Origin of the sequence: Erythrobacter sp. BLCC-B19 (genome assembly GCF_028621955.1) — a bacterium.
Taxonomy (GTDB): Bacteria; Pseudomonadota; Alphaproteobacteria; order Sphingomonadales; family Sphingomonadaceae; genus Erythrobacter.
In genome coordinates, this window is sequence record NZ_CP117516.1 from 2,111,960 (window position 1) to 2,138,032 (window position 26,073).

21 protein-coding genes are annotated in these 26,073 nt (G+C 66.5%); 4 read left to right on the top strand and 17 right to left on the bottom strand.

Features of this window, described 5'->3' with window-relative positions; translation table 11 throughout:
- Positions 1–4: 4 nt before the first annotated feature.
- Positions 5–880: a hypothetical protein gene (locus PS060_RS09780; RefSeq protein ID WP_273982795.1), complete on the bottom strand. Its 876-nt coding sequence runs from the start codon at positions 878–880 to the stop codon at positions 5–7.
- On the bottom strand, positions 880–3,417 hold the full coding sequence (locus PS060_RS09785) for a cyclic nucleotide-binding domain-containing protein (protein WP_273982801.1): 2,538 nt from the start codon (positions 3,415–3,417) through the stop codon (positions 880–882). Before PS060_RS09785 ends, PS060_RS09780 begins: the two co-directional genes overlap by 1 nt.
- Positions 3,418–3,528: 111 nt before the next feature.
- On the opposite strand from PS060_RS09785, the gene PS060_RS09790 reads away from it, so the two are divergent.
- The gene (locus PS060_RS09790) at positions 3,529–4,479 is read left to right on the top strand and encodes a tetratricopeptide repeat protein (protein WP_273982802.1); all 951 of its coding nucleotides are present in this window, start codon (positions 3,529–3,531) and stop codon (positions 4,477–4,479) included.
- Here the strand turns inward: PS060_RS09790 and PS060_RS09795 are convergent.
- The 13 genes from PS060_RS09795 to PS060_RS09855 form a co-directional block, all read right to left on the bottom strand.
- Positions 4,445–5,485 carry a phosphatase PAP2 family protein gene (locus PS060_RS09795; protein ID WP_273982803.1) on the bottom strand — a complete coding sequence of 347 codons (1,041 nt, stop codon included), beginning with the start codon at positions 5,483–5,485 and terminating at the stop codon, positions 4,445–4,447. The two genes, PS060_RS09790 and PS060_RS09795, sit on opposite strands and share 35 nt — an antisense overlap.
- Before the next feature lie 188 nt (positions 5,486–5,673).
- Positions 5,674–7,029, bottom strand: coding sequence for an NADP-specific glutamate dehydrogenase (gene gdhA, locus PS060_RS09800; protein ID WP_273982804.1), 1,356 nt, complete (start codon positions 7,027–7,029; stop codon positions 5,674–5,676).
- 131 nt (positions 7,030–7,160) lie between these two features.
- Positions 7,161–8,471 (bottom strand): radical SAM protein, encoded by a 1,311-nt coding sequence (locus PS060_RS09805; protein WP_273982805.1) that lies wholly within the window; start codon positions 8,469–8,471, stop codon positions 7,161–7,163.
- A gap of 78 nt (positions 8,472–8,549) precedes the next feature.
- Positions 8,550–8,801: a hypothetical protein gene (locus PS060_RS09810; protein ID WP_273982806.1), complete on the bottom strand. Its 252-nt coding sequence runs from the start codon at positions 8,799–8,801 to the stop codon at positions 8,550–8,552.
- Positions 8,798–8,950 (bottom strand): cbb3-type cytochrome oxidase assembly protein CcoS, encoded by a 153-nt coding sequence (gene ccoS, locus PS060_RS09815; RefSeq protein WP_273982807.1) that lies wholly within the window; start codon positions 8,948–8,950, stop codon positions 8,798–8,800. The genes PS060_RS09810 and ccoS overlap by 4 nt, the downstream gene beginning before the upstream one ends.
- The gene (locus PS060_RS09820) at positions 8,947–11,067 is read right to left on the bottom strand and encodes a heavy metal translocating P-type ATPase (RefSeq protein ID WP_273982808.1); all 2,121 of its coding nucleotides are present in this window, start codon (positions 11,065–11,067) and stop codon (positions 8,947–8,949) included. Before PS060_RS09820 ends, ccoS begins: the two co-directional genes overlap by 4 nt.
- Positions 11,064–11,534, bottom strand: coding sequence for a FixH family protein (locus PS060_RS09825; RefSeq protein ID WP_273982810.1), 471 nt, complete (start codon positions 11,532–11,534; stop codon positions 11,064–11,066). Before PS060_RS09825 ends, PS060_RS09820 begins: the two co-directional genes overlap by 4 nt.
- A complete protein-coding gene (gene ccoG / locus PS060_RS09830) occupies positions 11,534–12,976 on the bottom strand; it encodes a cytochrome c oxidase accessory protein CcoG (protein ID WP_273986899.1) in 1,443 nt (480 codons plus the stop codon). Before ccoG ends, PS060_RS09825 begins: the two co-directional genes overlap by 1 nt.
- Positions 12,977–13,124: 148 nt before the next feature.
- On the bottom strand, positions 13,125–14,042 hold the full coding sequence (gene ccoP / locus PS060_RS09835; RefSeq protein WP_273982811.1) for a cytochrome-c oxidase, cbb3-type subunit III: 918 nt from the start codon (positions 14,040–14,042) through the stop codon (positions 13,125–13,127).
- The gene (locus PS060_RS09840; RefSeq protein WP_273982812.1) at positions 14,029–14,196 is read right to left on the bottom strand and encodes a cbb3-type cytochrome oxidase subunit 3; all 168 of its coding nucleotides are present in this window, start codon (positions 14,194–14,196) and stop codon (positions 14,029–14,031) included. The genes ccoP and PS060_RS09840 overlap by 14 nt, the downstream gene beginning before the upstream one ends.
- Entirely contained in the window at positions 14,193–14,963 is a 771-nt protein-coding gene (ccoO, locus tag PS060_RS09845) for a cytochrome-c oxidase, cbb3-type subunit II (protein WP_273982814.1), read from the bottom strand. The genes PS060_RS09840 and ccoO overlap by 4 nt, the downstream gene beginning before the upstream one ends.
- A 23-nt stretch (positions 14,964–14,986) precedes the next feature.
- The gene (gene ccoN / locus PS060_RS09850; RefSeq protein WP_273982815.1) at positions 14,987–16,642 is read right to left on the bottom strand and encodes a cytochrome-c oxidase, cbb3-type subunit I; all 1,656 of its coding nucleotides are present in this window, start codon (positions 16,640–16,642) and stop codon (positions 14,987–14,989) included.
- Between the two features lie 76 nt (positions 16,643–16,718).
- Positions 16,719–17,516: a Crp/Fnr family transcriptional regulator gene (locus PS060_RS09855; RefSeq protein WP_273982816.1), complete on the bottom strand. Its 798-nt coding sequence runs from the start codon at positions 17,514–17,516 to the stop codon at positions 16,719–16,721.
- A gap of 147 nt (positions 17,517–17,663) precedes the next feature.
- Here PS060_RS09855 and PS060_RS09860 point away from each other — a divergent pair, with 147 nt between their 5' ends.
- On the top strand, positions 17,664–18,344 hold the full coding sequence (locus PS060_RS09860) for an OmpW/AlkL family protein (RefSeq protein WP_273982818.1): 681 nt from the start codon (positions 17,664–17,666) through the stop codon (positions 18,342–18,344).
- A 180-nt stretch (positions 18,345–18,524) separates the two neighbouring features.
- On the opposite strand, the gene PS060_RS09865 is transcribed toward PS060_RS09860, so the two are convergent.
- A complete protein-coding gene (locus PS060_RS09865; RefSeq protein ID WP_273982820.1) occupies positions 18,525–19,964 on the bottom strand; it encodes a DcaP family trimeric outer membrane transporter in 1,440 nt (479 codons plus the stop codon).
- A 146-nt stretch (positions 19,965–20,110) separates the two neighbouring features.
- On the opposite strand from PS060_RS09865, the gene acs reads away from it, so the two are divergent.
- A complete protein-coding gene (gene acs / locus PS060_RS09870) occupies positions 20,111–22,042 on the top strand; it encodes an acetate--CoA ligase (RefSeq protein ID WP_273982821.1) in 1,932 nt (643 codons plus the stop codon).
- 7 nt (positions 22,043–22,049) lie between these two features.
- Positions 22,050–22,688 carry a response regulator transcription factor gene (locus PS060_RS09875; RefSeq protein ID WP_273982822.1) on the top strand — a complete coding sequence of 213 codons (639 nt, stop codon included), beginning with the start codon at positions 22,050–22,052 and terminating at the stop codon, positions 22,686–22,688.
- Here the strand turns inward: PS060_RS09875 and PS060_RS09880 are convergent.
- On the bottom strand, positions 22,658–26,026 hold the full coding sequence (locus PS060_RS09880; RefSeq protein ID WP_273982823.1) for a sensor histidine kinase: 3,369 nt from the start codon (positions 26,024–26,026) through the stop codon (positions 22,658–22,660). The genes PS060_RS09875 and PS060_RS09880 overlap by 31 nt on opposite strands.
- Positions 26,027–26,073: the final 47 nt, after the last annotated feature.

Sequence of the window (26,073 nt, forward strand, 5' to 3'; positions counted from 1 at the left end):
CTCCTCACCAGTAGTAGAACACGCTGATGACGTGCGCGGTGAGCGCGGCGATCAGGGCGATGGTGAGCGGGATGTGGATGAACAGCCAGATCTCCAGCATCGCCCGGATGCGCAATTGCCCGCGAATCTGCGCGAGCTGGTCGCGGCGCTTCTCCAGCAGCCCGGCGACCCGCGCCTCGGCCTCGGACGTGCCCATCGCCTTGAGCGCGCGCGCGGTGGCGCAGCCGGGGTAGCTGGCGGTGAGCCGCGCGATCGGCCCGCCATAGAACGGGTCCTGCCCCAGCGCCGCGATCACCAGATCGGCCTCGGCCCGCGACAGCGGCTGCGCGGCGCTTTCAAGCTGGCGGTCGAGCGCGGTCAGCGCATCCAGCATCTGCGCGCGGGTCATTTCCTTGCGGTTGGCGCTGAGGCTCTGCGGCAGGGTCGCGTAAACCACCACGCCATAGATGCCCGTCAGGATCACCAGCAGCATCAGCACATAGGCGAGCGTGTGGACATTCCAGCCAATCTGGAACCCGGTGTGCAGCGTGCCGATCACGATCAACGACAGGCCAAGATAGACGTGCGCCGATGTCCACGCCTTGAGGCTCCACACGCCGGGATTGATCCGCCGCTTCCTCACCCCCAGCAGCGAAAGCCACAGGATCAGCAACACGCCGATGGTGCCGAGCGTATAGCCATACCAGGTGCCGCCATTGGGGCGCGGCTGCTGGTCGATCAGCAGGTATCCGGCAATGCTCGCCGCACTCAGCGCGAGCGCGATCCACAGCCAGCGGAACTTGCGATGCTTCAGGAAGCTGACGTGATCTGAATCGCGGCGCTTCTCGTCCTGCGAGAACCTGCCGGTGCCGCCTTTTGCCGGTGCTGCCTTGGTCGCCATTATTCGACGTCCTCGGTCAGCTTGGTGAAGGTCAGGAACTTGTCCGGGCTGACGCGGATGGCAGCGCCGGTCGGGCAGGCGCGCACGCAGGCCGGGCCTCCGTCGATGCCGGAGCACATATCGCACTTGATCGCCTGTTTGGGCTTGGCCGCGCCTTCCTTTTCGGCGGCCTTCTTGCGCCAGCTATAGGACGCCTCGCCCGGCCCCGGCCCCTTGCCGAACAGCATCCATTGCAGCAGGCTCGGCTTCTTGGGCGGCTTGGCGTCCATGCGGATCACGCCATAGGGGCAGTTGCGCTGGCAATTGCCGCAGCCGATGCAGGTCTCGTCGATGAACACCTCACCGTCCGGCCCGCGCTTGATCGCGTTGGGCGGGCAATCGGCCATGCAATGCGGGTGTTCGCAGTGGCGGCAGGAGGTGGGGACGTGCAAGTGGGCGTAGGTCTTGCCCGCCTCACGATCGAGCCTTGAAAGCCCATCATGGCTGTCGGCGCAGGCCTTTTCGCAATTGTCGCAGCCGATGCACAGCTTCTCGTCGATCAGCAGCACGTCGGTCGCCTCGCCGATGCCGTTGTCGACCAGGAACTGCGCGGTCTTGGAATAGAGGTCGACCGCGCCCGAGAAACTGTCCTTCTGCCCTTCGATGAAGGCATTGGTGGCGCGCCGGCCGGCCATGTCGGCGAGCGCGCGTTCGCGCAGGCGCGGGTTTGTGTCCATCAGCGCGAGGAAGCCTTCGCCGGGCAGGCGGATCACTTCCGACTTGATCGCCGCCTTGACCGTCGCGGTGCGTGCGCTCCCGTCGATTACCGCCATTTCGCCGAAGTAGCTGCCCGCAGGCAGGTAGGAGAGGAACACCGGGCGATCCCCGATCTGCTTTTCGACGATCATCGATCCGCGCCGGATGATGTAGATGTCCTTGTCGTCCGCGCCTTCGGTGACGACCACATCGCCTGCGCGCTTTTCCTGCACCTGCGCCGCCTCCACCAGCGGCGCGACGTCTTCGCGCGTGAGGCCGGAGCCGAACATCTGGAGCAACTGCCGCTCGATCGAGATGCGTTCGATCGCCTTCTTGGCCGATGGCACCTGCGATTGCAGCTTCAGGGCGGCAAGGCGCGAGATTTCCACCACCACCGTATCTTCCGCCGCCCGGATCGTCGCGCCGCGGCGGCGGCCGGAAATCAGGCCGACTTCCCCGAAGATCGAGCCTTGTTCGATGGGAATGGTGATCGACGGGTCAGCCGGATTTACCTCGACCGCCACCGATCCACTGGCGATCCCGAACAGCGAGGACCCCGGCGCGTTGCGTTCGAAGATCACCTCACCCGCACGGAAGAACTTCGCCTCCGAATCGAGCATGAATTCGCGCATCTGGAGCGGGTTCATGCCATTGAGGATCGACACATTGGCGCGCAGGAATTCGAGCCAGTCCTCGGTCGAGCGGTTGCCGGGGAGCCCCGCAAACTTGGCGGCAATGATCGGCTCGTCCGCCGGTTTCAGCGCGGTGTTGCCGTTGATGAACTCGATGACGTCGTAGCCCTGGTTCATGCAGTGCTTGATCAGCGGATAGCCCGCCAGGGCGCCGATCACGAAGATGCCGGGTGCGGTCGATTCGAACACCGGGCTGAGGCGCGGGAAAGCGCCGCGATCCTCGCTGGTGAACTCGATCCCGCATTCCTCGACAAAGGCGCGCGGCGGGGCCGAGCCGATGCGGGCGATGATCCGGTCGCAGGGGATGCGAATCTCCCCGTCGCGGGTGGTCAGTGTGATCCAGCCGGGCTCGATCGACTTGGTCTCGCTCTCGTTCCTGACGGTGAGCTTGCCCGCCTCGTGATCGGCCATCAGCGCGCTGACGTTGGCGGCCTTGGCGGTCGGGAATTCGGTGCCGCGGTTGAGGATCGAGACGGTGTTCCTCTGCGCCGGGTCTTCGGCCAGGCCGCGCGCATTCTCGATCCCGGCGTCCCCGGTGCCGACGATGACGATATGCTCGTCGACATATTCGGCCGGATCGTCGAGCTGGTACTGCACATGGGGTAGATCAGCGCCCGGGCAGCGCATCCGGTTGGGGTTGCCCTGCGTGCCTATGGCGAGGATGACGTTCTCGGCCATCACCACCTCGCCATTCGTCAATTCAATGGCATAGGGCGGGGCGTGGCGCTGGATTTCCTTGACGTTCTTGGTGCCGTCGCGCGCGCGGGTGACGATTTGCTGCACCGAACCCGCAATCGCATCGCCCGTGCCGCGGATCGCCTTGGCCTCGGCCATGTATTTCACGTTGACCTTGTGGCCTTCGATCTGTTCGTCCCAGATCCCGAGGATCGTCTCGCGCTTGCCCGCGTCGAAGTCGATGTCGGACCTCAATACCAGATTGCTGGGCGTCGCCATGACGTGCTTGCCCTTCTGGTACTTGTAGATCGTGTCCGACAGGTGATCGGTCTTTTCGAGGAGCACATGGCTCAGCCCCAGCGCCGCCGCACGCGCCGCTGCGCTCAGGCCGGCAGGCCCGGAACCGATAATGGCCACCTTGAACGTATCGCCCACCTATCCTCCCCCCTATCGGATAGATCGCACCCCTGCCGACACCATACCCAAAACGCCTTGCGATGCCAGAGAGAATTGCCCCTTTTGCTGCGTGCTGCTAGCCCTTGATGCATGGGACAAGGGGAACAGCCGCCGACGGGCGGAACATCGCGCGCCGGGTGGATCATGCTGGGGGCGGCGCTGCTGCTGGCGGCAGGCTCGATCGGGTTCAATGTCTATGAAGGATCGCGCGGGGCCGAGGCACCCGCGGCTGCCGGTGACGGTTCGCCGTCGATCGAACAGCTGCGCGCTGCGGCCGAGGCTTCCAAGAACGATGCCGGGCCGTGGAGCGACCTTGCTTTCGCCCTGTTCGGCGAGGGCAAGTTCCCCGATGCCGCCGCTGCCTATCGCCGCGCGCTGGAGATCGCGCCGGACGAGGCGGTGCTGTGGTCGGCGCTGGGCGAGACGCTGGTGCTGGCGAGCGAGCGCGATCCGTTGCCGCCCGAGGCGCTGGCGGCGTTTGAAAAGGCCGTGTCGCTCGACCCGCAGGATCCACGCGCGCGCTATTTCCTCGCGGCCAAGAAGGATCTCGACAAGGATCACGCCGGCGCGATTGCCGCATGGCTCGATCTGCTGGCCGATTCGCCGCAGGGCGCGCCGTGGGAGGCCGATCTGGTGCGCACCATCGAACAGGTGGGCAAGGTCAATTCCATTGATGTCGCCGACCGGATCGCCAAGGCGCAAAGCCAGCGCAAGGGCGCGCTGATCGCGCCGGGATCGGGCAGCGTTGCAGGCGATGCCGCCAGCCCCAATGTGCGCGGGCCAAGCGCGGCGGAGGTCGCGGCGGCGGGCAGCATGAAGCCGTCCGAACAGCGGGCCATGGCCGAAGGCATGGTCGCGCAGCTTGAATCGCGGCTTCAGAAGGAGCCGAAGAACCTCGACGGCTGGGTGATGCTGATGCGCAGCCGCATGACGCTGGGCGAACCTGCCAAGGCGAAAGCGGCGCTCGAGGCGGCGGTGAAGGCGAACCCTGCGCAGGCCGCGCAGCTCAGGCAGCAGGCGGCATCGCTGGGGATCGAATAGGCGCGCCAAGGCCCGCCGGATCGTGGGCTTCGATGGCGCGGAACACCGCCGTGGTAATGGCAATCGCCAAGCCCGTCAGCGCCAGTCCTGCGACCACATCGATCCAGTAATGCCAGCGCGTCGCGACGGCCTCGAAGATGATGAAGGCAAACAGCGGCAGATAGGCCACGCCCAACCAGCGCGCGTGGTTCCATGCGTAATGGACGAAAACCGCCGATGAGGCGACGTGCAGTGACGGCATGGCGGCGACGGCGGCGAACATGAACTGGCTTCCGTTGTCCGCGATCCATGGCCGCCCGCCCGCGATCAGCGCCCGGTAACCGCCAAACATATGCGCCTGCCGCGCGCCCTCCAGCGCATTGACGCCCTGCTCGTAGAGGAACGGGCCAACAGCCGGCATGATCAGATAGGAAAGCGCGCCCAGCACGTGCACCAGCATCGCGGCGAAGATGACTTTGCGGAACACGATGAAGGCCTGCATCGAATGGACGATGATGCTGCCGGCAAACATCGCCAGGAAGGCGAAGAGATAAAGATGCTCGCCCGCAGGCATGATCCGGTCGACCAGATGGTGGACGGCAAATGCCAGATCCACCAGCGGCCGCACCATCTGATCGGTCTGCCAGTAGAACCCGTCCCACAGGCGCGGATTGACGAGGCTCATCCACATCTTGATGTTGAAATGGGTGATCAGAATGATGCCGTAGGCAAGCGCGGCGCTGGCGTAGTAGACCAGCCGCATCATCTGCTTGGTCACCACCAGATAGGCGCCGAGCAGGCCGATCAGCGTCAACGGCACGCCGTAACTCATCCCGGTAAAGGCCAGCGACTGGCTGGCGGGAAGCGAGAAATCGAGATCGAAACGCGCTGCGATCAACGACCCCAGCGCCAGGAATGACAGGGCCAGCGCCAGTTCCGGAAAGGGAACGAAGAAGATCAGATTTGAGCGGCGGCGCGACGCGGTCTGTGTCGCTTCGTCGAGCGGGATTGATGACGCAAAGTTCATGGGGGCGGTCAATTCCGGGTGATCGAGGAGGCCAGCGTCCTCGCAGCACCATCGGCACCCGCACCCCCCAGCAGCGGGTGCATGGCGGAAAATCGGCTGACTGCCAAAGGAAATCAGCCTGCCCCGCAGCGGCGGGAGCCCGAAAGGTCAGGCTCCCGCTCTGCAATGCTCCCGATCAGCAGCGTGCGTCAGACCACCCCGAAGGCCAGCATCGCGTCGGCGACCTTCTTGAAGCCCGCGATATTCGCGCCCTTCACATAGTCGATATAGCCGCCGCCCTGATCGCCGTACTTGATGCAGGAATTGTGGATGCCGGACATGATGTCCTTGAGCATCTGCTGCAATTCCTCCTCCTTCCACGAGCGGCGTTCGGAGTTCTGGCTCATTTCGAGGCCCGAGACCGCAACCCCGCCCGCGTTCGAGGCCTTGCCCGGCGCGTAGAGGATCTTGTGGTGCTTGAAGGTGTGCACGCCGTCGAGGTCGGTCGGCATGTTCGCGCCTTCGCTGACCGCGCGGCAGCCGTTGGCGACCAGCATCTTGGCATCCTCGCCCAGCAGCTCGTTCTGCGTCGCGCAGGGCAGGGCCACATCGCACGGCACGCCCCAGGGGGTCTTGCCGGCATGGAAGGTCGCACCCGGGAAAGCCTCGACATATTCCTCGATCCGCCCGCGGCGGTGGGTCTTGTGGGTCTTCACCCAGTCGATCTTTTCTTGATTGATGCCGTCGGGATCATGGATGAAGCCGCCGCTGTCCGACAGCGTGAGCACCTTGCCGCCGAGTTGGACGATCTTCTCCGCCGCATGGGTCGCGACATTGCCGGAGCCGGAGATCACGGCGGTCTTGCCGGTCAGATCCTCGCCCTTGGTCGCCAGCATATTGGCGAGGAAATAGACCGCGCCGTATCCGGTCGCCTCGGTGCGGATCAGCGAGCCGCCCCATTCCAGCCCCTTGCCGGTCAGCACGCCGGTGAAGTTGTTGGTGATGCGCTTGTACTGGCCGAACATGAAGCCGATCTCGCGCCCGCCCACGCCGATGTCGCCCGCCGGCACGTCAATGTCGGCGCCGATATGGCGGTAGAGTTCGGTCATGAAGGACTGGCAGAAGCGCATGATCTCGCGCACGCTCTTGCCCTTGGGGTTGAAATTCGACCCGCCCTTGCCGCCGCCCATGGGAAGGCCGGTGAGCGCATTCTTGAAGGTCTGTTCGAAGGCGAGGAACTTCAGCACCGACTCGGTCACCGAAGGGTGGAAGCGGATGCCGCCCTTGTAGGGGCCGATCGCGTTGTTGTTCTGGACGCGCCAGCCGCGCTGGACGCGGATGTTGCCGTTATCGTCTTCCCAGCACACGCGGAAGGAGACCACGCGGTCAGGCTCGGCAATGCGGCGCAGGATCTGCTGGGAGTGATACTCCTCCTTGTCCTGCATGAAATCAAAGATGTCCTCGGCCACTTCCTGGACGGCCTGGACGAATTCCGGCTGGTACGGATTGCGCTTCTTGACGCCCTCCATGAAGCCATTGAGATCGACGTGATCGGTAACTGCCATGATTTACTCCCCCCTTGATACAGTGACTATATGCGCCGTGGATGCACCTCGCTTGTCGTTTTGCGGCAGATGCATCGCCGCAAATAATGGCACTTCCATGGCAGGGGCCGCGCCGTAAGGGAGGGGAAAGGTCAGATCGCCGAGCTGAAGGTGCGCGGGGCGGCTTCGCGGTAGGCGTCGAACAGGCTGGCGATGACGCGGGCATAGGGCAGGCCGCCGGGCAGGATCGTGAGGCGATTGGCATTGAGGCTGGCCAGGCCTGCGTCGGTGAAGGGGGCAAGGCGCGGCCGCACATCGGCGAGGAGGCAGGGGGGCAGCTCGGCCTCGGAATGGCACAGCAGCGCCTCGATCACCGCGCCGCGCTGCTGATCGGCGGGGCTGCGGACGATGCCGTGGTTGGCCGAAAGCCGCCCTTCGCCCGAAAGCTGGCGGTAGCGCCCGGTGTGCTTGTCGTTCTGCGCCAGCAATCCGGGAAAGCCATGAATCGCACTCGCGCCCATGCCGATCAGCACCTCGGCGGGATCATCGGTGAAGCCCTGAAAATTGCGCCGCAGCCGACCGCTGCGCACCGCCTGCGCCATCGGATCGTGAGGCAGGGCAAAATGATCGAAGCCGACAGCATCATACCCCTGCGCGGTCAGCAGGGCATAGGCCTCTGCCGCCATGGCAAAGCGCGCCTCGGCCCCCGGCAGCGCGCCATCGGGGATCATTGTCTGGCGCGGCACCAGATGCGGCACATGAGCATAGCCGAACACCGCCACCCGGTCTGCGCCGAGCTTCACCGTCATGGCGATGGAATCGGCAAGGTCGGTCGCGGTCTGGTGCGGCAGGCCATACATCAGATCGAAATTGAGCGAGGTCACGCCCGCCGAACGCAGCCAATCGGTGCTGCGGCAGATCATCGCGGTCGGCTGTTCGCGCCCGATCGCCTTCTGGCAGTGGGCAGCAAAGGTCTGCACCCCCATGCTCGCCCGGGTGATCCCGACACTGCCGATCACGCGGCTCCATTCGGCATTGAGGCTGCGCGGGTCGAGCTCGATCGACCATGCGGGCGCGTGAAGCGGGAAGTGGGCGTGAAGCGCGTCCACCAGTGCCAGGAATTCGCCCGGCAGGATCGCGTTGGGGCTGCCCCCGCCAAAGGCGATGCGCCGCACCCGCGCGGTGGCGGGCAGCAGACTGGCGACGGTCGCCAGTTCGGCGTGGAGCGCGGCGAGATAGGCCTCCACGCGCGCGCGCTTGCCCGATTTGCCGGTGTTGCAGCCGCAGTAAAAGCAGATCTGCTCGCAGAAGGGGATGTGGAGGTAGAGCGAGACATCGCCATCGGCCCCGGCAATCGCTCCCTCGATCGCGCCGTCGGGCAGCGTGCCGAAATCGGCGGCGGTGGGATAGCTGGTGTAACGCGGCACGGCGCGGGCGAGCAGGTCGGGGTGATAGGTCCACATGGCTTCGGGCGCTCCTTCGTCGCGGCAGGCCGCCCGTCCCGCGGTGCGCGCCAAGACACCCTCAATAGGCGCGTGGCCCTAGCCGTCTTTGCGCGAGATCAATTTCCCCTCGCGGCCCTTTTCGCGGCAGGTTCCCGCGTGGCAGCCCTTGGGATGGCAGGCGCCATCATCGGCGGGTTTTTCGCCATCGCCGATCGGGATGGTGAGGGTGCCGCCGTTGCACAGCTGCGCGGTGATCGTCCTGCCCGCGGCGGACGCCGAGGCGGGCAGGGGGCCGATCATCACCGGCACCAGAGCGGCAAGCGCAAACGGCAGAAGCGACCGGCTCACCGCGGCTCGTCCTCATCGTCGATCAGGATGCGGCTGGCCGCGCCGTCCATGTCGTCATACTGCCCTTCGCGCATCGACCAGAGGAAGGCGAACAGCCCCATCAGCCCCATGCCGAGCGCGATCGGGATAAGGAAGGCGAGGCCGGTCACTGCGCGGCGCTCCGGGCCAGCCGCAGCGAATTGGCGACCACCACCAGCGAGCTGGCCGACATGGCAATGGCCGCGACCAGCGGCGTGACTTGCCCGGTCAGCGCAAGCGGGATGGCGAGCGCGTTATAGGCAATCGCAAAGCCGAAATTCTCGCGCACGATCCGCATCGTCCGCCGCGCCACGCGCACCGCGAGCGCGACCGGCATCAGCCCTTCGCCGATGAACACCGCATCGGCGGCTTGCTGGCTGGCGTCAGACGCGGTGCCGGGCGCGATCGAGGCGTGGGCGGCGGCGAGCGCGGGGCCGTCATTGAGGCCATCGCCGACCATCAGCGGGCGATGCCCTGCTGCTTTCAGGCTTTCGAGGGCCGCAAGCTTGGCCTGCGGCGAGGCTTCGGCCTGCGCATCAAGACCAAGCGCCTGCGCCACCGCCGCGACCGGCGCGGCGCGATCACCTGACAGGATGCTCGCCGCAAGCCCTTCCGCCCGCAAGGCGGCGAGCGCCTGCGCGGCGTCGGGACGCAGCGGATCGCTGAAGGCAATGGTCTGGCAGGTCTCGCCGATCCGCAGCGTGGTGGCGAGGGCTTCGGCCGCATCGGCGGGCCGTTCCAGCGCCACCGGCAGCCCGTGCCAGCGCCCGATCAGTCCCATGCCGCTGGTCTCGCGCACATCCTCGACAGCGGCGGGCACGACGCCATCGCGCATGGCGGCTGCGGCAAGGCCGCGGCTGAGGGGGTGGCGGCTGGTCTGCGCGAGGCCGAGCGCGATGCTGCGCGCCTCGGCATCCAGCCCGCCGATGTCGGCGCGCGGTGTCCCCAGGGTGAGCGTGCCGGTCTTGTCGAGCAGGGCGACATCACATTCGGCGAGGCGTTCCAGCGCGCTGCCGTCCTTCACCAGCAGGCCGCGCTTGAGCAGCGCGCCGCTCGCCACCACCTGCGCGGCGGGGACGGCGAGCCCCATGGCGCAAGGGCAGGTGATGATCAGCACCGCAATCGCAATGGTCAGCGATGCGTGCCAGCCGGCACCTGCGATCATCCAGCCGACAAAGGCGGCGAGCGCCAGCGTGTGCACCACCGGCGCATAAAGGCGGCTCGCGCGGTCGGCGATGCGGACATAGTGGCTGCGCGATTGCCCGGCTTCGTCCATCAGCCGCGCGATCTCGGCAATCGCGGTGTCCTCGGCGACATGGGTGAGGCGGATGCGCAAGGGCGCGCCCAGGTTGATCGCGCCCGCGTGGACGACAGTTCCCGGCCCGACCGGTTCGGGCGCGCTCTCGCCAGTGAGCATCGCATTGTCGAGCGCGCCGCGCCCCTCGACCACCTCGCCATCGGCGGCAAGCGCTTCGCCTGCCGCGACCAGCACCATCATGCCGGGGACAAGATCCCCCGCCGCCACGCGCCGGGTGCTGCCGTCCGCCGCGATCACGCTGGCCGAGCGCCCCATCCGCCCGAGCAAGGCGCCGATCCCGGCGCGGGTGCGGGTGCGCATCTCGGCGTCGAGCGCGCGGCCTGCGAGGAGGAAGAACAGCAGCATCACCGCTGAATCAAAGAAAGCGTGCGCCCCGCCGGTGATCGTCTCGTAGAGTGACATGAGGGTGGCAAGGATCACCCCGATACTGATCGGCACATCCATGTTGGTGCGGCGATGCGAGAGCGCCATCCACGCGCTGTCAAAGAAGGGGCGTCCGGCATAGGCGATCACCGGCAAGGCGATCAGCGCGCTGAGCCAGTGGAACAGCGCCCGCGTTGCCCCATCCGCGCCCGACCAGACGCTGACCGAGAGCAGCATGATGTTCATCATCCCGAACCCGGCGACCCCAAGCGCGCGGTTCAGGCGCTTCTGTTCGGCGGCTTCGGTGCCAAGCGGATTGTCGGCGACCGGCTGCGCCTCGAACCCCAGCGCCAGCAGGGCCGCGACAAGCGCGCCTTCGTCGAGCGAGGGATCATGCCGGATCGCCACGCGCTTGGCCGACAGGTTGGCGCGGGCGGCCGTGATGCCGGGCTGCCTGGCGAGCTCGCGCTCGATCTTGCCGATGCATCCGGCGCATTTCATGCCGGGCACGGTCAGCCGGGTGGTGGCAAGGGTGGCGTCAGCCGGGATGAGGGCAGGAGCGTTCATGGCAAGTGGACAATCCCGCTCCACACCTGCGGATCGCTGCTGCCGGTGGCGGCGGTGATCCTGACCACCACCTGCCAGCGCCCCTGATCGACCGCTTCGCGCGATACCCAGCGGTTGGCTCCGTCAGGGGAGAAGGTCAGAACCGTCGTCTCGCGTTCGCCAAGCGGGCGTTCGGCGACGGCATGGAATGTCGCATCATCGGGCACTCCGGCAGCGGTCAGCACGATGCGACCATCGGCGCGCTGCGCCCCATCGACCTGCCAACCCAGCCGCCCTTCCTTCTCGGCCTCGGCGATCCAGCCATTATATTTCTGGCTGGCGACATAGGAATTATCGACCACAGTCCCGTGAAATCCGCCCACGGCCCGAAGCGCCATGAACAGATTGACGGCTATGACGATGCCGAAGCCGGCGATGAAGATCATCGCCATGTGCTTGCCGGTGATGGTGCTGCTGCGCTTGGTCATCACTCGTTCTCCGGCACGCTTGAGGCAGGTTGGGCAAAGGTGGTTTCGGCGAGATCTGTTTCCCGCTGTTCGTCAAGCGAGGTCAGGCGGAAGGTGAAGCTGCTCGCCGTGGCGCCGGGCGGCAGCATGACATAGGCGCGCACCACCTTGGTTGCGTTGGCCGGCACTTCGATCACCTGCACGCTTGCGGCGTCTTCGAGGCTGACAGCATCGGTCCACATCACCGCGCCTGTCGGCAGGCCGGTGAGCGCGACTTCCATGTCACGCGGGCGTGCCTCCATGTTGCGCAGGCGCAGCGTGTAGGCGTTTCTGACCGAGCCATCCTTCAGCAACATGAAAGGCGGGTTGCGATCAGGTGCGACCGTGAGGTCGGTGTGGGTGCGGGTGCCGAGCGCGAACAGCAGGCCCGCCCCAATCGCGCTCCACACGCCCAGGTAGATGAAGGTGCGCGGGCGCAGCAGTGCCTTCCACGCCGGGGTGGCAGGTGCGCCTGCGGCTTCCGCCTTGCACTGGTCAAGCGTCGCATAATCGATCAGCCCGCGCGGCCGGCCGACCTCGTTCATCACCCGGTCGCAGGCGTCGATGCACAGGCCGCAGGTGATGCAGCCGATCTGCTGGCCTTCGCGGATGTCGACGCCCGTGGGGCACACCGCGACGCACATATTGCAATCGATGCAGTCGCCATAGGCGTCTGGGTTCTTGGCCGCCTTCTTGAGGCTGCCGCGCTGTTCGCCGCGCCAGTCCTTGTAGGTGACGATCAGCGATTTCTCGTCGAGCATCGCGGTCTGGATGCGCGGCCAGGGGCACATATAGATGCACACCTGCTCGCGCATGAAACCGCCGAGCCAGAAGGTGGTGCCGGTCAGCACGGCGACCGTGGCATAGGCCACCGGCGCGGCGTTGCCCGTCCAGAAGTCGACCGTGAGCGTCGGCGCGTCGGCGAAATACATGATCCACGCGCCGCCGGTCCAGAAGGCGATGGCAAGATAGACCGCCCATTTGGCCGTGCGCCGGGCGATCTTGGAGGCCGTCCAGGGTGCCTTGTCGAGCCGCATCCGCGCATTGCGGTCGCCGTCGAAGAAGCGGTCGACGTGCTGGAAGACATCAGTCCACACCGTCTGGGGGCAGGCATAGCCGCACCATGCCCGGCCCACGGCGGAGGTTACGAGAAACAGGCCGATCCCCGCCATGATGAGAAGGCCAGCGACGAAATAGAACTCGTGCGGCCAGATCTCGATGTCGAACATATAGAAGCGGCGGTTGGCGAGATCGACCAGCACCGCCTGATCGGGGGCGTAAGGCCCGCGGTCCCAGCGGATCCACGGCGTGACGTAGTAGATCGTCAGCGTGACCAGCATCACCAGCCACTTGAAGCGCCGGAACGGCCCGTCGATCCGCTTGTTATGGACGGTCTTGCCCTTTTCGTAGAGCGCGCTGCCCATGAACCCCACGTCCTGTTCGGGCGCGGTGTCGGGGGCGGGGGAGCCGAGCGCCTTGCCCCAGTCCCGCGCGCCCGGGGCAGCCGGGCGCGGCGGAGCGGGGGGCGGGGTGGGGCGCTCAAGCTCGTCCATGTCAGCCATCGGATCAGCCTTAGTTGGTGCTTGCGACCTGCGGTGCAGGGGCGGGGGCCGCAGGTGCCGCGGGAGCGGGCTGCTGTCCGCCGCCACGCGAGTGGACATAGGCGGCGAGCATCTTGATCGTGACCGGATCAAGCCGTCCCTGCCAGGCTGGCATCACGCCGTGCCGGGGGGCGAGAATCTGCTTCGTTACGTCGGCCTCGGTGCCGCCATAAAGCCAGATCGCGTCATTGAGCGCAGGCGCGCCCATCGCCGCTATGCCCTCGCCGCTGCTCCCGTGGCAGGCGGCGCAATTGTCGGCGAACAATTGCGCGCCTTGCGGGCTGGCCTTGGCCTTGCCGCTGAGCGAGAGGACATGACCGGCCAGCGCCTTGGCTTCGGCCGGCTGCACCACGCCGGCAAAGGCGGGCATGAAGTTGGCGCGGGTCTGCTCGGCCGCTTCCCAGCGGATGCCGTGGGTGAGGGTGTATTCGATGTCGGTCAGCGTGCCGCCCCAGATCCAGTCGTCATCATTGAGGTTGGGATAGCCCGGCGATCCCGCTGCGCCCGCGCCGTGGCACTGGACGCAGTTGACCTTGAACGCCGCAGCCCCGCCAGCAACGGCGGCCTGCATCAGTTCGGGGTTGTCCGGCAGCGCTTCGATCGGGGTGGCGGCGATCTTTGCCACGGTCCCGGCGCGCGCGGCTTCAGCGGCGCGGATGTCGGCGGCGAGATCACCCCGGCTCGACCAGCCCAGCGTGCCTGCGGTCGCGCTCTCAATCATCGGCCAGGCGGGGTAGAGCACCACATAGGCCGCCGCGAAAGCGATGGTCGCGTAGAAGGTATAGAGCCACCAGCGCGGCAAGGGCGTGTTGAGCTCCTCGATCCCGTCCCATTCATGGCCGACGAATTCGGTGCCGGTGGGCTCGTCGATGCGCTTATTGCTGCTCATGGTCGTCATCCCTGAAAATCGAGTGCTTGGCGGCGGCCACATGGGGCTTGGCGCCGGGGCGGAAGTGCCACAGGCACAGGGTCAGATAGAGCGCACAGATCACCGCCAGACCGTAACTGTCGGCAAAATGGCGCAAGGCGGTGTAAAGGCTCATCGGCCTGCTCCTGCCTTGGTGAGTTCCTCCTGCGCGGCGGCGCTGTTCACATCGACCAGCGTGCCGAGCATCTGGAGATAGGCGACCAGCGCATCCATTTCTGTCACGCGGGCAGGGTCGCCGTCGAAGTCGCGGATCTGCGCCTTGGGGTAGCGCGCGGCGAGATCGCCCGCATCCGCTTCGGGATCGGCCTGCGCCATCAGATCGGTCTCGGCTGCGGCGATGTCCTTGTCGGAATAGGGCACGCCCACGGCGCGCAGGGCCGAAAGGTTGGCCGCCGGATCGGGCACCTCGAGCGCGGTTTCCGCAAGGAAGCTGTAGGAGGGCATAATGCTTTCGGGCACCACCGAACGCGGCGCCTTCAGGTGCTGGACGTGCCAGGCATCCGAATAGCGCCCGCCGACCCGCGCCAGATCAGGCCCGGTGCGCTTCGAGCCCCACTGGAAGGGGTGATCGTACATCGATTCGGCGGCGAGGCTGTAGTGGCCGTAGCGTTCGACCTCGTCACGGAAGGGCCGGATCATCTGGCTGTGGCAGACATAGCAGCCTTCGCGCACATAGATATTGCGGCCCGCCTGTTCGAGCGGGGTGTACGGGCGCATCCCCTCGACCTTCTCGATCGTGTTGTCGATCCAGAAGAGCGGTGCGATTTCCACGATCCCGCCGATCGCCACGACACCAAGGGTCGCGGCGGCCAGCAGGGTGACGTTCTTTTCGAGCTTCTTGTGGCTCTCGAAGACGTCGGAGTGCGAAGCATTCTTGCTCATGGCTTTGGTTCCCTGATGAGCGCTTATTCGGCAGGCTGGGCAACGATCGGACGATCGGCGGCATAGTCATGCGCGGTGTCGTCCATCGGGGCTTCGGTGCGGAGCTTTCCGGCGATGGTCATGGCGATGTTGTAAGCCATGATGATCGCGCCGCTGAGGTACATGAGCCCGCCGACCATGCGCAGGATGTACATCGGATGGAGCGCCGCGACGGTATCGACGAAGCTGTTCACCAGGTATCCGTCGGCCCCGTATTCGCGCCACATCAGCCCTTGCGTGATCCCGGCGACCCACATCGACGCGGTGTAGAAAACGATCCCCAGCGTCGCGAGCCAGAAGTGCCAGTTGATCATGCGCAGGGAGTAGAGCCGCTCACGGTTCCACAGGCGCGGGGTGAGGTAGTAGACGCAGGCGAAGGTGATCATCCCGTTCCACCCGAGCGCGCCGGAGTGGACGTGGCCGATGGTCCAGTCGGTGTAGTGCGAAAGGCTGTTCACCGCCTTGATCGACAGCATCGGGCCTTCGAAGGTGCTCATCCCGTAGAAGGCGAGCGCCAGCACCATCATGCGGATGATCGGATCGGTGCGCACCTTGTCCCAAGCGCCGTTCAGCGTCATCAGCCCGTTGATCATGCCGCCCCAGGACGGCATCCACAGCATCACCGAGAACACCATGCCGAGCGTCTGCGCCCAGTCGGGCAGCGCCGTGTAGTGCAGGTGGTGCGGGCCGGCCCAGATGTAGAGGAAGATCAGCGACCAGAAGTGGATGATCGACAGGCGGTAGGAATAGACCGGCCGCCCGGCCTGCTTGGGCACGAAGTAGTACATCATCGCGAGGAAGCCCGCGGTGAGGAAGAAGCCCACCGCATTGTGCCCATACCACCACTGGGTCAGCGCATCCTGCACGCCGGCAAAGGCGCTGTAGCTCTTGGCCCCCAGCAGGCTGACCGGCAGCGCGAGGTTGTTGACCACGTGCAGCATCGCGATGGTGACGATGAAAGCGAGGTAGAACCAGTTGGCGACATAGATGTGCGGTTCGTGCCGATTGAGGATCGTGCCGACGAACACCGCCAGATAGGCAAGCCACACCACGGTCAGCCACAGATCGACATACCATTCGGGCTCGGCATATTCCTTGCCCTGGCTGATGCCGAGCAGGTAGCCGGTCGCGGCCAGCACGATGAACAGCTGGTAGCCCCAGAACACGAAACGCGCGACGCCCGGCAGCGCCAGCGTGGTGCGGCAGGTGCGCTGCACGACGTAGAAGCTGGTGGCGAGCAAGGCATTGCCACCAAAGGCAAAGATCACCGCGCTGGTGTGCAGCGGGCGCAGGCGGCCGAAATTGAGGTAGGGCTCAAGGTTCAGGTCGGGAAAGGCGAGCTGTGCGGCGATGAACACCCCGGCGAGCAGCCCCGCAATCCCCCAGAACATCGTCGCGATCACGCCCCAGCGCACCACGTCATCGTCATAGCGGCTCGGCCCCGGAGGCATCTTGAAGATGCTCTGGGCCTTGGCCAGCGGATCATAGCTGGTGGCTGTGGCGACAATCAGGATCACTGCCACAAGAGCAACAATGCCCATGTGGATCGCAAAACCCGCATCGGGCGTGAGCGCGATGGCCGCGATGCTGGCGAGCAGGACGAGCGCCCAGACCCCCAGCCGCTTAACGACTGTTTCCATGTTGATTTATCCCTTCCGTCGGCAGGCTGTCTAACCCGCCACCGTCATTCCTGTGTTTGAGCGAAATCAAATTCGGTCAGATTTCTGTGGTTGTGTCCGGCTTCTCGCTGGTGTTCTGGCCGCGCCCCGCGATGCGGGCGAGAGCGCCCACATCCTTGAGCGCGATGTTCGACCGGCCTTCGGTTGCGACCAGTCCTGCCTCGCGCAGTTCGGTCAGCTGGCGGCTGACGGTCTCGATCGTCAGGCCGAGCGAATCGCCGATGTCTCGGCGGCTCATGGGCAGGGCGAAGGTGCAGGGGCCGGAGGTGCAATCGGCCAGCCGCTCCGCCATGGCGACGAGGAAATCGGCGATCCGCGCGGCGGCGGATTTGTGCCCCATCTGCATCATCCGGGTGCGGCTGCGGTGCAGCGCCTGAAGGCTGCGGGCCAGCACTGATCGCAGCACAGCCGGGTCAGCCTGAGCGACATCGAGAAAGCGGTCGGCGGGGAAGATCGCCAGTGTGGTATCGCTCAGCGCCACCAGCCGCAGATCGCCCGAGGCGCTCCCGGCGCTCTGGCGCAACACCGAGACGAGATCGCCTGCGAAGTGGAACGCCAGCACCTGTCCGCCAGGCACACTATCCGCCGTGCCTTGCGGTGGCGGGGCGACCAGCTTGACTGCGCCGGTGGCAATCCACACCAGCCGGTCGTCCTCGGCATCGGGCGCGAGCTGCGCGCCCTTGGCCAGCCGCGCCAGAACGCCCAGCGCCCACAATTGGTCGGCAATGGGGGCATTGCTCATGCCCTCTGGCAGCGCGGCACGAAATGCAGCGCTTGCCGGATCGCGGGCATCGGTAGGCCCGAGACCGGGCGGAGGTGGGCTGAGTGTCGCCATGATGGTGCGGCAATGGGGCAGCCTGCGCAAAAGGTCTTTGATCCGAATCAATGAGTGCAAGGTGCGAGCGCGGCTATCCGGCGCTCACAGGCAGCAACCATCCTGGGCCGCGGAGGGCGGCCACTGCTGCTGATGAGGACTAAGGAAATGAAGCGACTTCTGATGCTTGGCGGCGCAGCCATGGTGCTGGCCGGGGCGCCCGCGATGGCCGAAGATGCCAAGCCGGGTGCCGGCGATATCCAGATCAAGGTGCTCGGGACGGCGGTGCTGCCCGATGGCAAGATCACGGACATCAACGTCAATCTGCCCGGTCTGCCGGCCACCTTGCAGACCAAGGCAAACGACAATGTCACGCCGACGCTGGCGATCGAATACTTTGTGAGCGATGCTGTCTCGATCGAGACGATTGCCGGGATCACCCAGCACGATGTCGATACCACCGCAGGCCTGCCTGCCGGGGCCGAGCTGGTCAGCAATGCCAAGCTGATCCCGGCAACCGTGACGGTGAAGTATCACTTCGACCTTGGCGGGGTGAAACCCTATGTCGGGGCCGGGCCGTCGTACTTCCTGTGGGTCGGCGACAAGCCGGGCGCGGCGACCTTGCCGCTGGGCGTGACCGAGACCAACCTGTCGAACGAATTCGGCGTGGCCTTGCAAGCGGGCTTCGATGTGCCGCTGAACGACAAGGGGCTGGGTCTGAGCGTGGATGTGAAGCGCTATTTCATCGACACCACCGCGCGCTGGTATGTCGGCAACACGCTGGCGATCGAGACCGAGCACAAGCTTGATCCCTGGGTGATCAGCGCCGGGGTCGCCTACCGCTTCTGACCACGCTGGCCGCTTGGCCAAAATGCACGATCCCGCTGGCCGGATGCGGCTGGCGGGATCGCTTGTTTCTGGCGGGATCTTGTCGATCCAAAGCGGGGTTTGCGCGCGGCTTGACACCGGAACGGCCGTGCTTCTGCTGCGCAGCAGAGGCACGGCCGTTCTGGCATGAGGGGCGAGGTTTCAGAAATTGTACTGGGTCGAAAACTGCACTCGCTGCAGATTGCCGCTGCGCCCGTCTTCCAGCGTGCGGGTGGCATACATCACCTCGATCCCGACATTAAGCGGGCCGACCGGGTTCCAGATCAGATTGGCAAAGGCGTTCCAGCTTTCGTCGGTGACCTGATTGGTGGTGAGCCTGATGGGATTGTCGGCCTTGAAATATGAACCGGCGATGTTCGACCGCAGCCGGTCGCCCCAGACGTGGCGATAGGCGGCAAAGCCCGACCAAGTGAAGATCGGATCGAGCGTCCCGTCCAGCTTGATCGCCGCATCATTGACGATGTTGAGCCCGATATAGCGCCCGAGCCCGTCGCCCGCGGTGGCCATGAACCTCAGGTCGTCCGTCTCGCCGACCTTGAGCTTGCCCGACAGGCTTAGCCCGTACCCCCAGGCGGCATCATCCACGCCCATCAGATCGTCGGTCGAGACGTGCAATTGCCGCACGATCCCGGCGGCGGTGAAGCTGCCCCAGTCGCCGCTCCAGTTATACCGCCCGATGATGTCGGGCACCTGATCGTCGCCGGGAGTCACCATCCCACCAGTCTGGGTGGTGACCACGGTTTCGGGCTGCTCCAGCGCGATCTGCAAACCGCCCTTGGTATAGCGGATCAGCGGCTGGCGATCGAACACCGTGCCCGGCGTGACCCCGATGAAATCGAGGCTGTCGGGCAGCGCGCCGACGTTCTGGAAGGTCGACCAGCCCTGCCCGAAGGTCCAGTTGTCGTAATTGATCAGCGCGTGGCGGATGCGCGGGGAGAAGCTGTTCGTCACCCGCTCATTCCCGCCATCGGTGACGTTGAAATCGAGCTCGATCAGGCTGGAAAGCTTGTGATCGGTGCCGACATCGGTTTCGGTCTTGAACAGGAAGCGGGTCTGGCGCGCGGAGAAATCGGTGTCGAACCCGCTCGCCCGGCCGCCCACCGGGATCGAGGACGGGAACAGGAAATCGCGCAGGATCGAATTGCCCGCGATCTGGCCGCCGCTGGTGCGCTGGCTCGTCGCATCGAGTTTGACATAGCCGCCATAGGTGACGCGGGTCTTGCCCACCTTAAAGCCTTCGCCTTGCGGAATTGCGAAGTCGATCAGCTTGTCCGACATCTCCGCCTGCCTGGCTGTGAGAGTGCGGGTGGCCTCCTCGGTCGCTTCGACCTCGGCGCGCATCGCTTGTTGTTCGGCGCGGATCGCCCCGGTCTCTGCGCGCACTTCCTGCAACGCCTGCGCCTGCTGGGCCTGTGTTCCGGCCCCGGCGTCGATCCGGGCGATCAGCCCTTCGACCAGCGCTTCGAGCCGGTCGAGTCGCTCCTCGACGCTTGCCTCCCCTGCCAGCGCCGGCGTGGCCGACAGAGCGGTGGCGGCCAGCAAGGCCGCCCGCAGCCCTCGGCGTGCGGACACGTTAAACATCAGACCCTCCCATCCTTGTGTTTATGAAGGCGAGAATGGCCCGATCCATGATCCGCGCCCAGCTAGCCGATGGTCGTAAGACCTTTGTCTGAGGGCGCGCGGCTGGTAGCCTGTTGTATCAAGGGGTCAGAAAAGGGAGAGTCGAGATGATCCACGCTGTCGAGCGGCCCACCGCCCACACCCCCACCCATTGCACGCCCGAACAATATTCCGCGATGTACAAGGCATCGGTGGAGACGCCGGATGCGTTCTGGCTGGAGCAGGCGCAGCGGCTGGACTGGGCCAAGGCACCCACCATCGGCGGCGACTGGGCCTATGATCCGGTCGGGATCAAGTGGTTCGAGGATGGTCAGCTCAACCTGTGCCACAACGCGGTCGACCGCCATCTTCCCGCCCATGCCGACAAGACCGCGCTGATTTTCGAGCCGGACGATCCGGCGAGCGCAAGCCGCAGCCTGACCTACGGCGAACTCCACAAGGAGGTGGTGCGGATGGCCAACGCGCTCAAGGCACTGGGTGCCGGGCGCGGGGATCGGGTCACGATCTATATGCCGATGATCCTCGAAGGCGTGGTCGCGATGCTCGCCTGCGCGCGGATCGGCGCGGTGCATTCGGTGGTGTTCGGCGGTTTCTCGCCCGAGGCGCTCGCAGGCCGGATCGAGGATTGCGGCAGCCGCTTCGTCATCACCGCCGATGAAGGTCTGCGCGGCGGCAAGCATATTCCCCTGAAAGCCAATGTCGACGCCGCGCTCGCGCTGGCCGCGCACGCGACGCCGGTCGACGGCGTGCTGGTGATCTCGCACACCGGCGGCACAATCGACATGGTTGATGGCCGCGACCACTGGCTCGCCGATCTCGCCAGCGATGAGGATTGCCCCTGCGCGGTGATGAACGCCGAAGACCCGCTGTTCATCCTCTACACCTCCGGATCGACCGGCAAGCCCAAGGGCGTGCTCCACACCACCGGCGGCTACGGCGTGTGGACGGCGACGACCTTTCACTACATTTTCGACTACCAGCCCGGCGAGGTGTTCTGGTGCACCGCCGATATCGGCTGGGTCACGGGGCACAGCTATGTCGTATACGGCCCGCTGTTCAACGCGGCGACGGCGGTGGTGTTCGAGGGCGTGCCCAATTACCCCGATCACGGGCGCTTCTGGGACGTGGTCGACAAGCACCAGGTCAACATCATCTACACCGCCCCCACCGCGATCCGCGCGCTGATGCGCGAGGGCGATCATCATGTGACCAGCCGCAGCCGCGCCTCGCTGCGCCTGCTCGGCTCGGTCGGTGAACCCATCAACCCCGAAGCCTGGCGCTGGTATTTCGACGTCGTGGGCGAGGGCCGCTGCCCGGTGATCGACACCTGGTGGCAGACCGAAACCGGGGGCTGCATGATCACCACGCTGCCCGGCGCGCACGACATGAAGCCGGGCAGCGCGGGGCTCCCGTTCTTCGGCATCCGCCCGCAGCTGGTCGACAACGAGGGGGCCGTGCTCGACGGCGCGACCGAGGGCAACCTGTGCATCACCCACTCCTGGCCGGGGCAGGCACGCACCGTTTACGGCGACCATGATCGCTTCGTGCAGACCTATTTCAGCACCTATGCCGGCAAGTACTTCACCGGCGACGGGTGCAAGCGCGACGAGGACGGCTATTACTGGATCACCGGGCGGGTCGACGACGTCATCAACGTCTCGGGCCACCGCATGGGCACCGCGGAAGTCGAGAGCGCGCTGGTGCTCCATCCCAAGGTCGCCGAGGCCGCGGTGGTGGGCTATCCGCACGACATCAAGGGGCAGGGCATCTATTGCTATGTCACCCTCAATGCGGGCGAGGAGGGCACCGACGCGCTGCTGGCCGAGCTCAAGGCGCAGGTGCGCAAGGAGATCGGTCCTGTCGCCACGCCCGACATCATCCACTTCACCGACGGCCTGCCCAAGACCCGTTCGGGCAAGATCATGCGCCGCATCCTGCGCAAGATCGCCGAGAACGAGTTCGGCGCGCTCGGCGATACCTCGACACTGGCCGATCCCTCGCTGGTCGACCGGCTGATCGAAGGCCGCCAGAACCGCTGAGGCGCTGGTGTCGGGACGCATCGTCATTGCCGATGATCACCCGCTGTTCCGCAGCGCGCTCGCCCATGCGGTGGGGCGGGTGTGGCCGGATGCGGCGATCATCGAGGCAAGCTCTGCCGCCGAAGCCCGCGCGGCCTTACACGAGGGCGGTGCGGAGACCCTGCTGCTCGACCTGCACATGGCCGATTCCTCCGGTCTCAGCGTGCTGATGGATCTGCGTCAGGATTACCCGGCCCTGCCGATCGTGATTGTCTCTGCGAGCGAAGAACCGCGGGTGGCGGCTGCGGCGGCGCAGCTCGGGGCGGCGGGGTTCATCCCCAAGTCGGCCAGCCTCGATGCGATACGCGAAGGGCTGGCCGCGGTGCGCGATGGCGATGCCTGGTTTCCCGAAAGCGCAGCCGGCGCGGACGACGATCTCGCCCGCATCGCCAGCCTGACGCCCGCCCAGCGGCGCATCCTGGCGGGGATCCGGCAGGGGCTGCTCAACAAGCAGATCGCCTATGAACTCGCGATCTCCGAGGCGACGGTGAAGGCGCATATCACCGCGATCCTGCGCAAGCTGGGGGTCAATAGCCGCACGCAGGCGGTGTTGCTGGCAGCCAAGCTGGAGGTCGATCAGCCGGTCGCGGATTCGGCGAGAGCCTGAGCGCGGCCGTGCGCCAGCGCGGTCGTGATCAGGGCGCGAAGCGCGGCAGGCGGCGCAGGTTTCAGCAGCCGGTGTGCTCCCATCCGCCCGGCAGCAGCCTCGGTCTCGCCTGAATCCTCCGCCGTCAGCAGGATCGCCGGCGGGCGATCGCCCCACGCCTCGCACAGCATGGCATAGGCCGCATCGCCGCGCTCGGCCCCGTCGAGGCGGTAGTCCATGATGGCGATGTCGGGCGCGTCAGGCATAACGGCTGCGGCTTCAGCACGGCTGGCAGCGCAGACCACCTCCATGCCCCACTTGCCCAGCAAGGCGGCGGTGGCGGCAAGGACGGCCGGGTCATTGTCCACCACCAGCACCCGCGCCCCGCCGAAAGGCCCGGAGCGCCGCGCTGGCGGCACAGGCGCAGGCGGCGCGGCGGCGGCGCGGCGCAGCACCGGCAGCGCGAGGGCAAAGCGGCTGCCGCGACCGGGGATCGACGTCGTCTCGACCTCGATCCCGAGCAGGCGCGCCGAACGCCGCACAATCGCAAGCCCGAGCCCCAGTCCTTCGCGGTCGTTCGATGACCCGCGCTCGAACTCTCCGAACATCCGCTCGATATCCTCAGGCGCGATCCCGCGCCCGGTGTCGTGCACGCAGATCACCGCCTGTTCGCTGCGCCGCCGCACCCCGATCAGCACCCCGCCCCTTGTGCTATAGCGTACCGCATTGCTCACCAGATTGCGCATGATGGCGGTCAGCAAGGCACGATCCGCCTCGACCCACACGCTGGTGCGCGCGCGCTTCAGCGTGAGGCCTTTGGCCTGCGCCTGTAGCGTGAATTCGCGCGCGACATCCTCGAACAGGCGGTCGAGCGCGAGGGGTTCGGGCTTGGGTACCACGCCGCCGCTGTCGAGTTTGGAAATCTCCAGCAGCACCCGGATCAGACGGTCGGCCGCTTCGATCGACCCGTCGAGATCAGCCACCAGCCGCTCCAGCGCGGGGCGGCCCGCGACTTCCTCGCCGAGTGCCGAGGCGAACAACCGGGCAGCGTTCAGGGGCTGGATCAGATCGTGACTGGCCGCCGCAAGGAAGCGGGTCTTGGACCGTGTCGCCAGTGCCAGCGCGGCATTGGCTTCGGAGAGCTGGCGAGTGCGGGTGGCTACCTTGTCTTCAAGCGCCTGTTCGGCCCGGCGGTCGGCGGTGATGTCGGTATAGGAGGTGGTGTATCCGCCCCCCGGCGTGGGCGCGCCGACGATCCTGAGCACCCGGCCATCGTGCTGCACCCGCTCGATCCGGTGCTCTGTCCCGGCGCGCATATAGGCGAGGCGGCGCTCGACCTGATCGGCGATCTCGGCTTCGGAGGCCTGGCCGCGCGACAAGTTGAAGCGGATCAGATCGGCAATCGGCGTGCCGACGCTGACCAGCGTGTCGGGCAGGTCGAACAGCTGCTGATAGCGGCTGTTCCACGCCACCAGCCGCATCTCGCCGTCAACCAGCGCCACGCCCTGATCGATGCTTTCGATCGCGGTCTGGAGCAGGTCGGCGGAAAAGTTGAGGCGGCGGCCCGTCTCGCCGAACATCGCGACGACTTCGGGCAGGGGGATGGGATCGCCGCCCGCCCACGACCCCACCAGCATCCGCGCCGATGATGTGCCGATCACGCCCGAAATCACGCGTTCGGCAAGCTCGAGCACCGCTGCGCCCGCCGGATCGCCATCGCGCAAGGACAGCGGCGTGAGCGCGGCATCGGCCCGCTCGCGCCCGACGAACTGCACCAGCAGCGCACGCACATCGCCCACGCGCTTGGCGGTGGCGTGGCGCGGCAGCTCTCCCGGCATCGGCGTGCCGACAAAGGCGGCGGCCTGCGCGGAATCGAGCAGCGAGGGGCGCACCAGCGCCGAGACCAGCCAGTAGAGCGCGGCATTGATGCCGAGGCTGAGGACAACGCCGGAAACCAGCGGATCGGCATGGATGCTGACCGGCGGCGGGGTGCCGCTTGCGGCCGGAATGATCAGCAGCACCAGCCACAGGGCAAAGCCGGTGGCAAGGCCCGTCAGCATCCCTGCGCGGTTGCCGTGCTGGCTCACCATGCCCAGCACCAGCCCCGGCGCGAATTGCGCGGCCGCGGCAAAGGCGAGTGTGCCGAGGCCCGCGAGATCGGTGATCCCGGCAAAGCCGCGATAGAAGGCATAGGCGCAGGCGAGCAGGGCGGCGATGACGCAGCGCCGGATCAGCAGCAACCGCCTCGGCACCCGGCTGCGATCGCCGCGCCCGGCCAGCGCGCGGCGCAGCAGCAGCGGCGCGACGAGATCATTGGTGATCATGATCGACAGCGCCACGCTCGCCACCACGATCATGCCGGTCGCCGCCGAAAAGCCGCCGAGGAACACCACCACCGCGAGCCACGGTGCATCGCTCGCGAGGGGAAGGGCAAGCACGATCGTATCGGGATCGGTGCCCTGCGGCAGCACCGACTGCCCGGCCAGCACGATCGGCACGATCACGGCGGCGGTCAGGGCGAGATAGGCCGGGAACACCCAGCGCATCGCGCGCCCCGCGCGTTCGCCGGGTGCCTCGATAAAGCTCATGTGAAACTGGCGCGGCAGGCACAGGATCGCGGCGGCGGAAATGGCGGTGAGCACGATGAAGCGCGCATCGACCGGATCGGCGGCGAACAGGGCGGGCGGGGTGCTGGCCGGGGGCAGGCCGCCGCCCGTCGCCAGCACCCACACGGCCAGCGCCCCCACCGCCAGCAGCGCGGCAAGCTTGACCAACGCCTCCAGCGCAATCGTCAGCACCAGCCCGGCATTGTCGCCCGCGCGGTCGGCGCGGCGCGAGCCGAACAGGATCGCAAACAGCCCCATCAGCCCTGCGACGATCAGCACCAGCTCGTCCGTGGCGAGCTGGGTGCGCAGATCGGGGGCCATCAGCAGCAGCGTGGTGCCGACCGCGTCGAGCTGGAGCGCCATGTAGGGCAGCGTGCCGCAGGTGGCGATGACGGTGACCAGCGCGGCGAGCGTCGCGCTCTTGCCGTAGCGGGCCGAGAGGAAATCCGCGATCGAGGTCGAATGCTGCGCCTTGGCCTGCGCGAGGATCTTGCGCACCAGACCAAAGCCCAGCGTGAAGACGAGGATCGGCCCGAGATAGATCGGCAGGTAATCGAGGCCCGCAGTCGCCGCAGTCCCGACCCCGCCGAAGAACGTCCAGCTGGTGCAATAGACCGCAAGGCTGAGGCCATAGATCGTGCCGGCATGGCGTCCCAGCCAGCCATCGGGCGGCTGCCGGTCGCGCCATGCGGCCAGCCAGAACAATGCGCCCAGATAGAGTGTGGCGGCAGCCAGCGCCGCGCCCAGCATCATGACCCCGACCTCTCCCTCCTCGGGCAAGCTATCGCAACCTTGCGCCC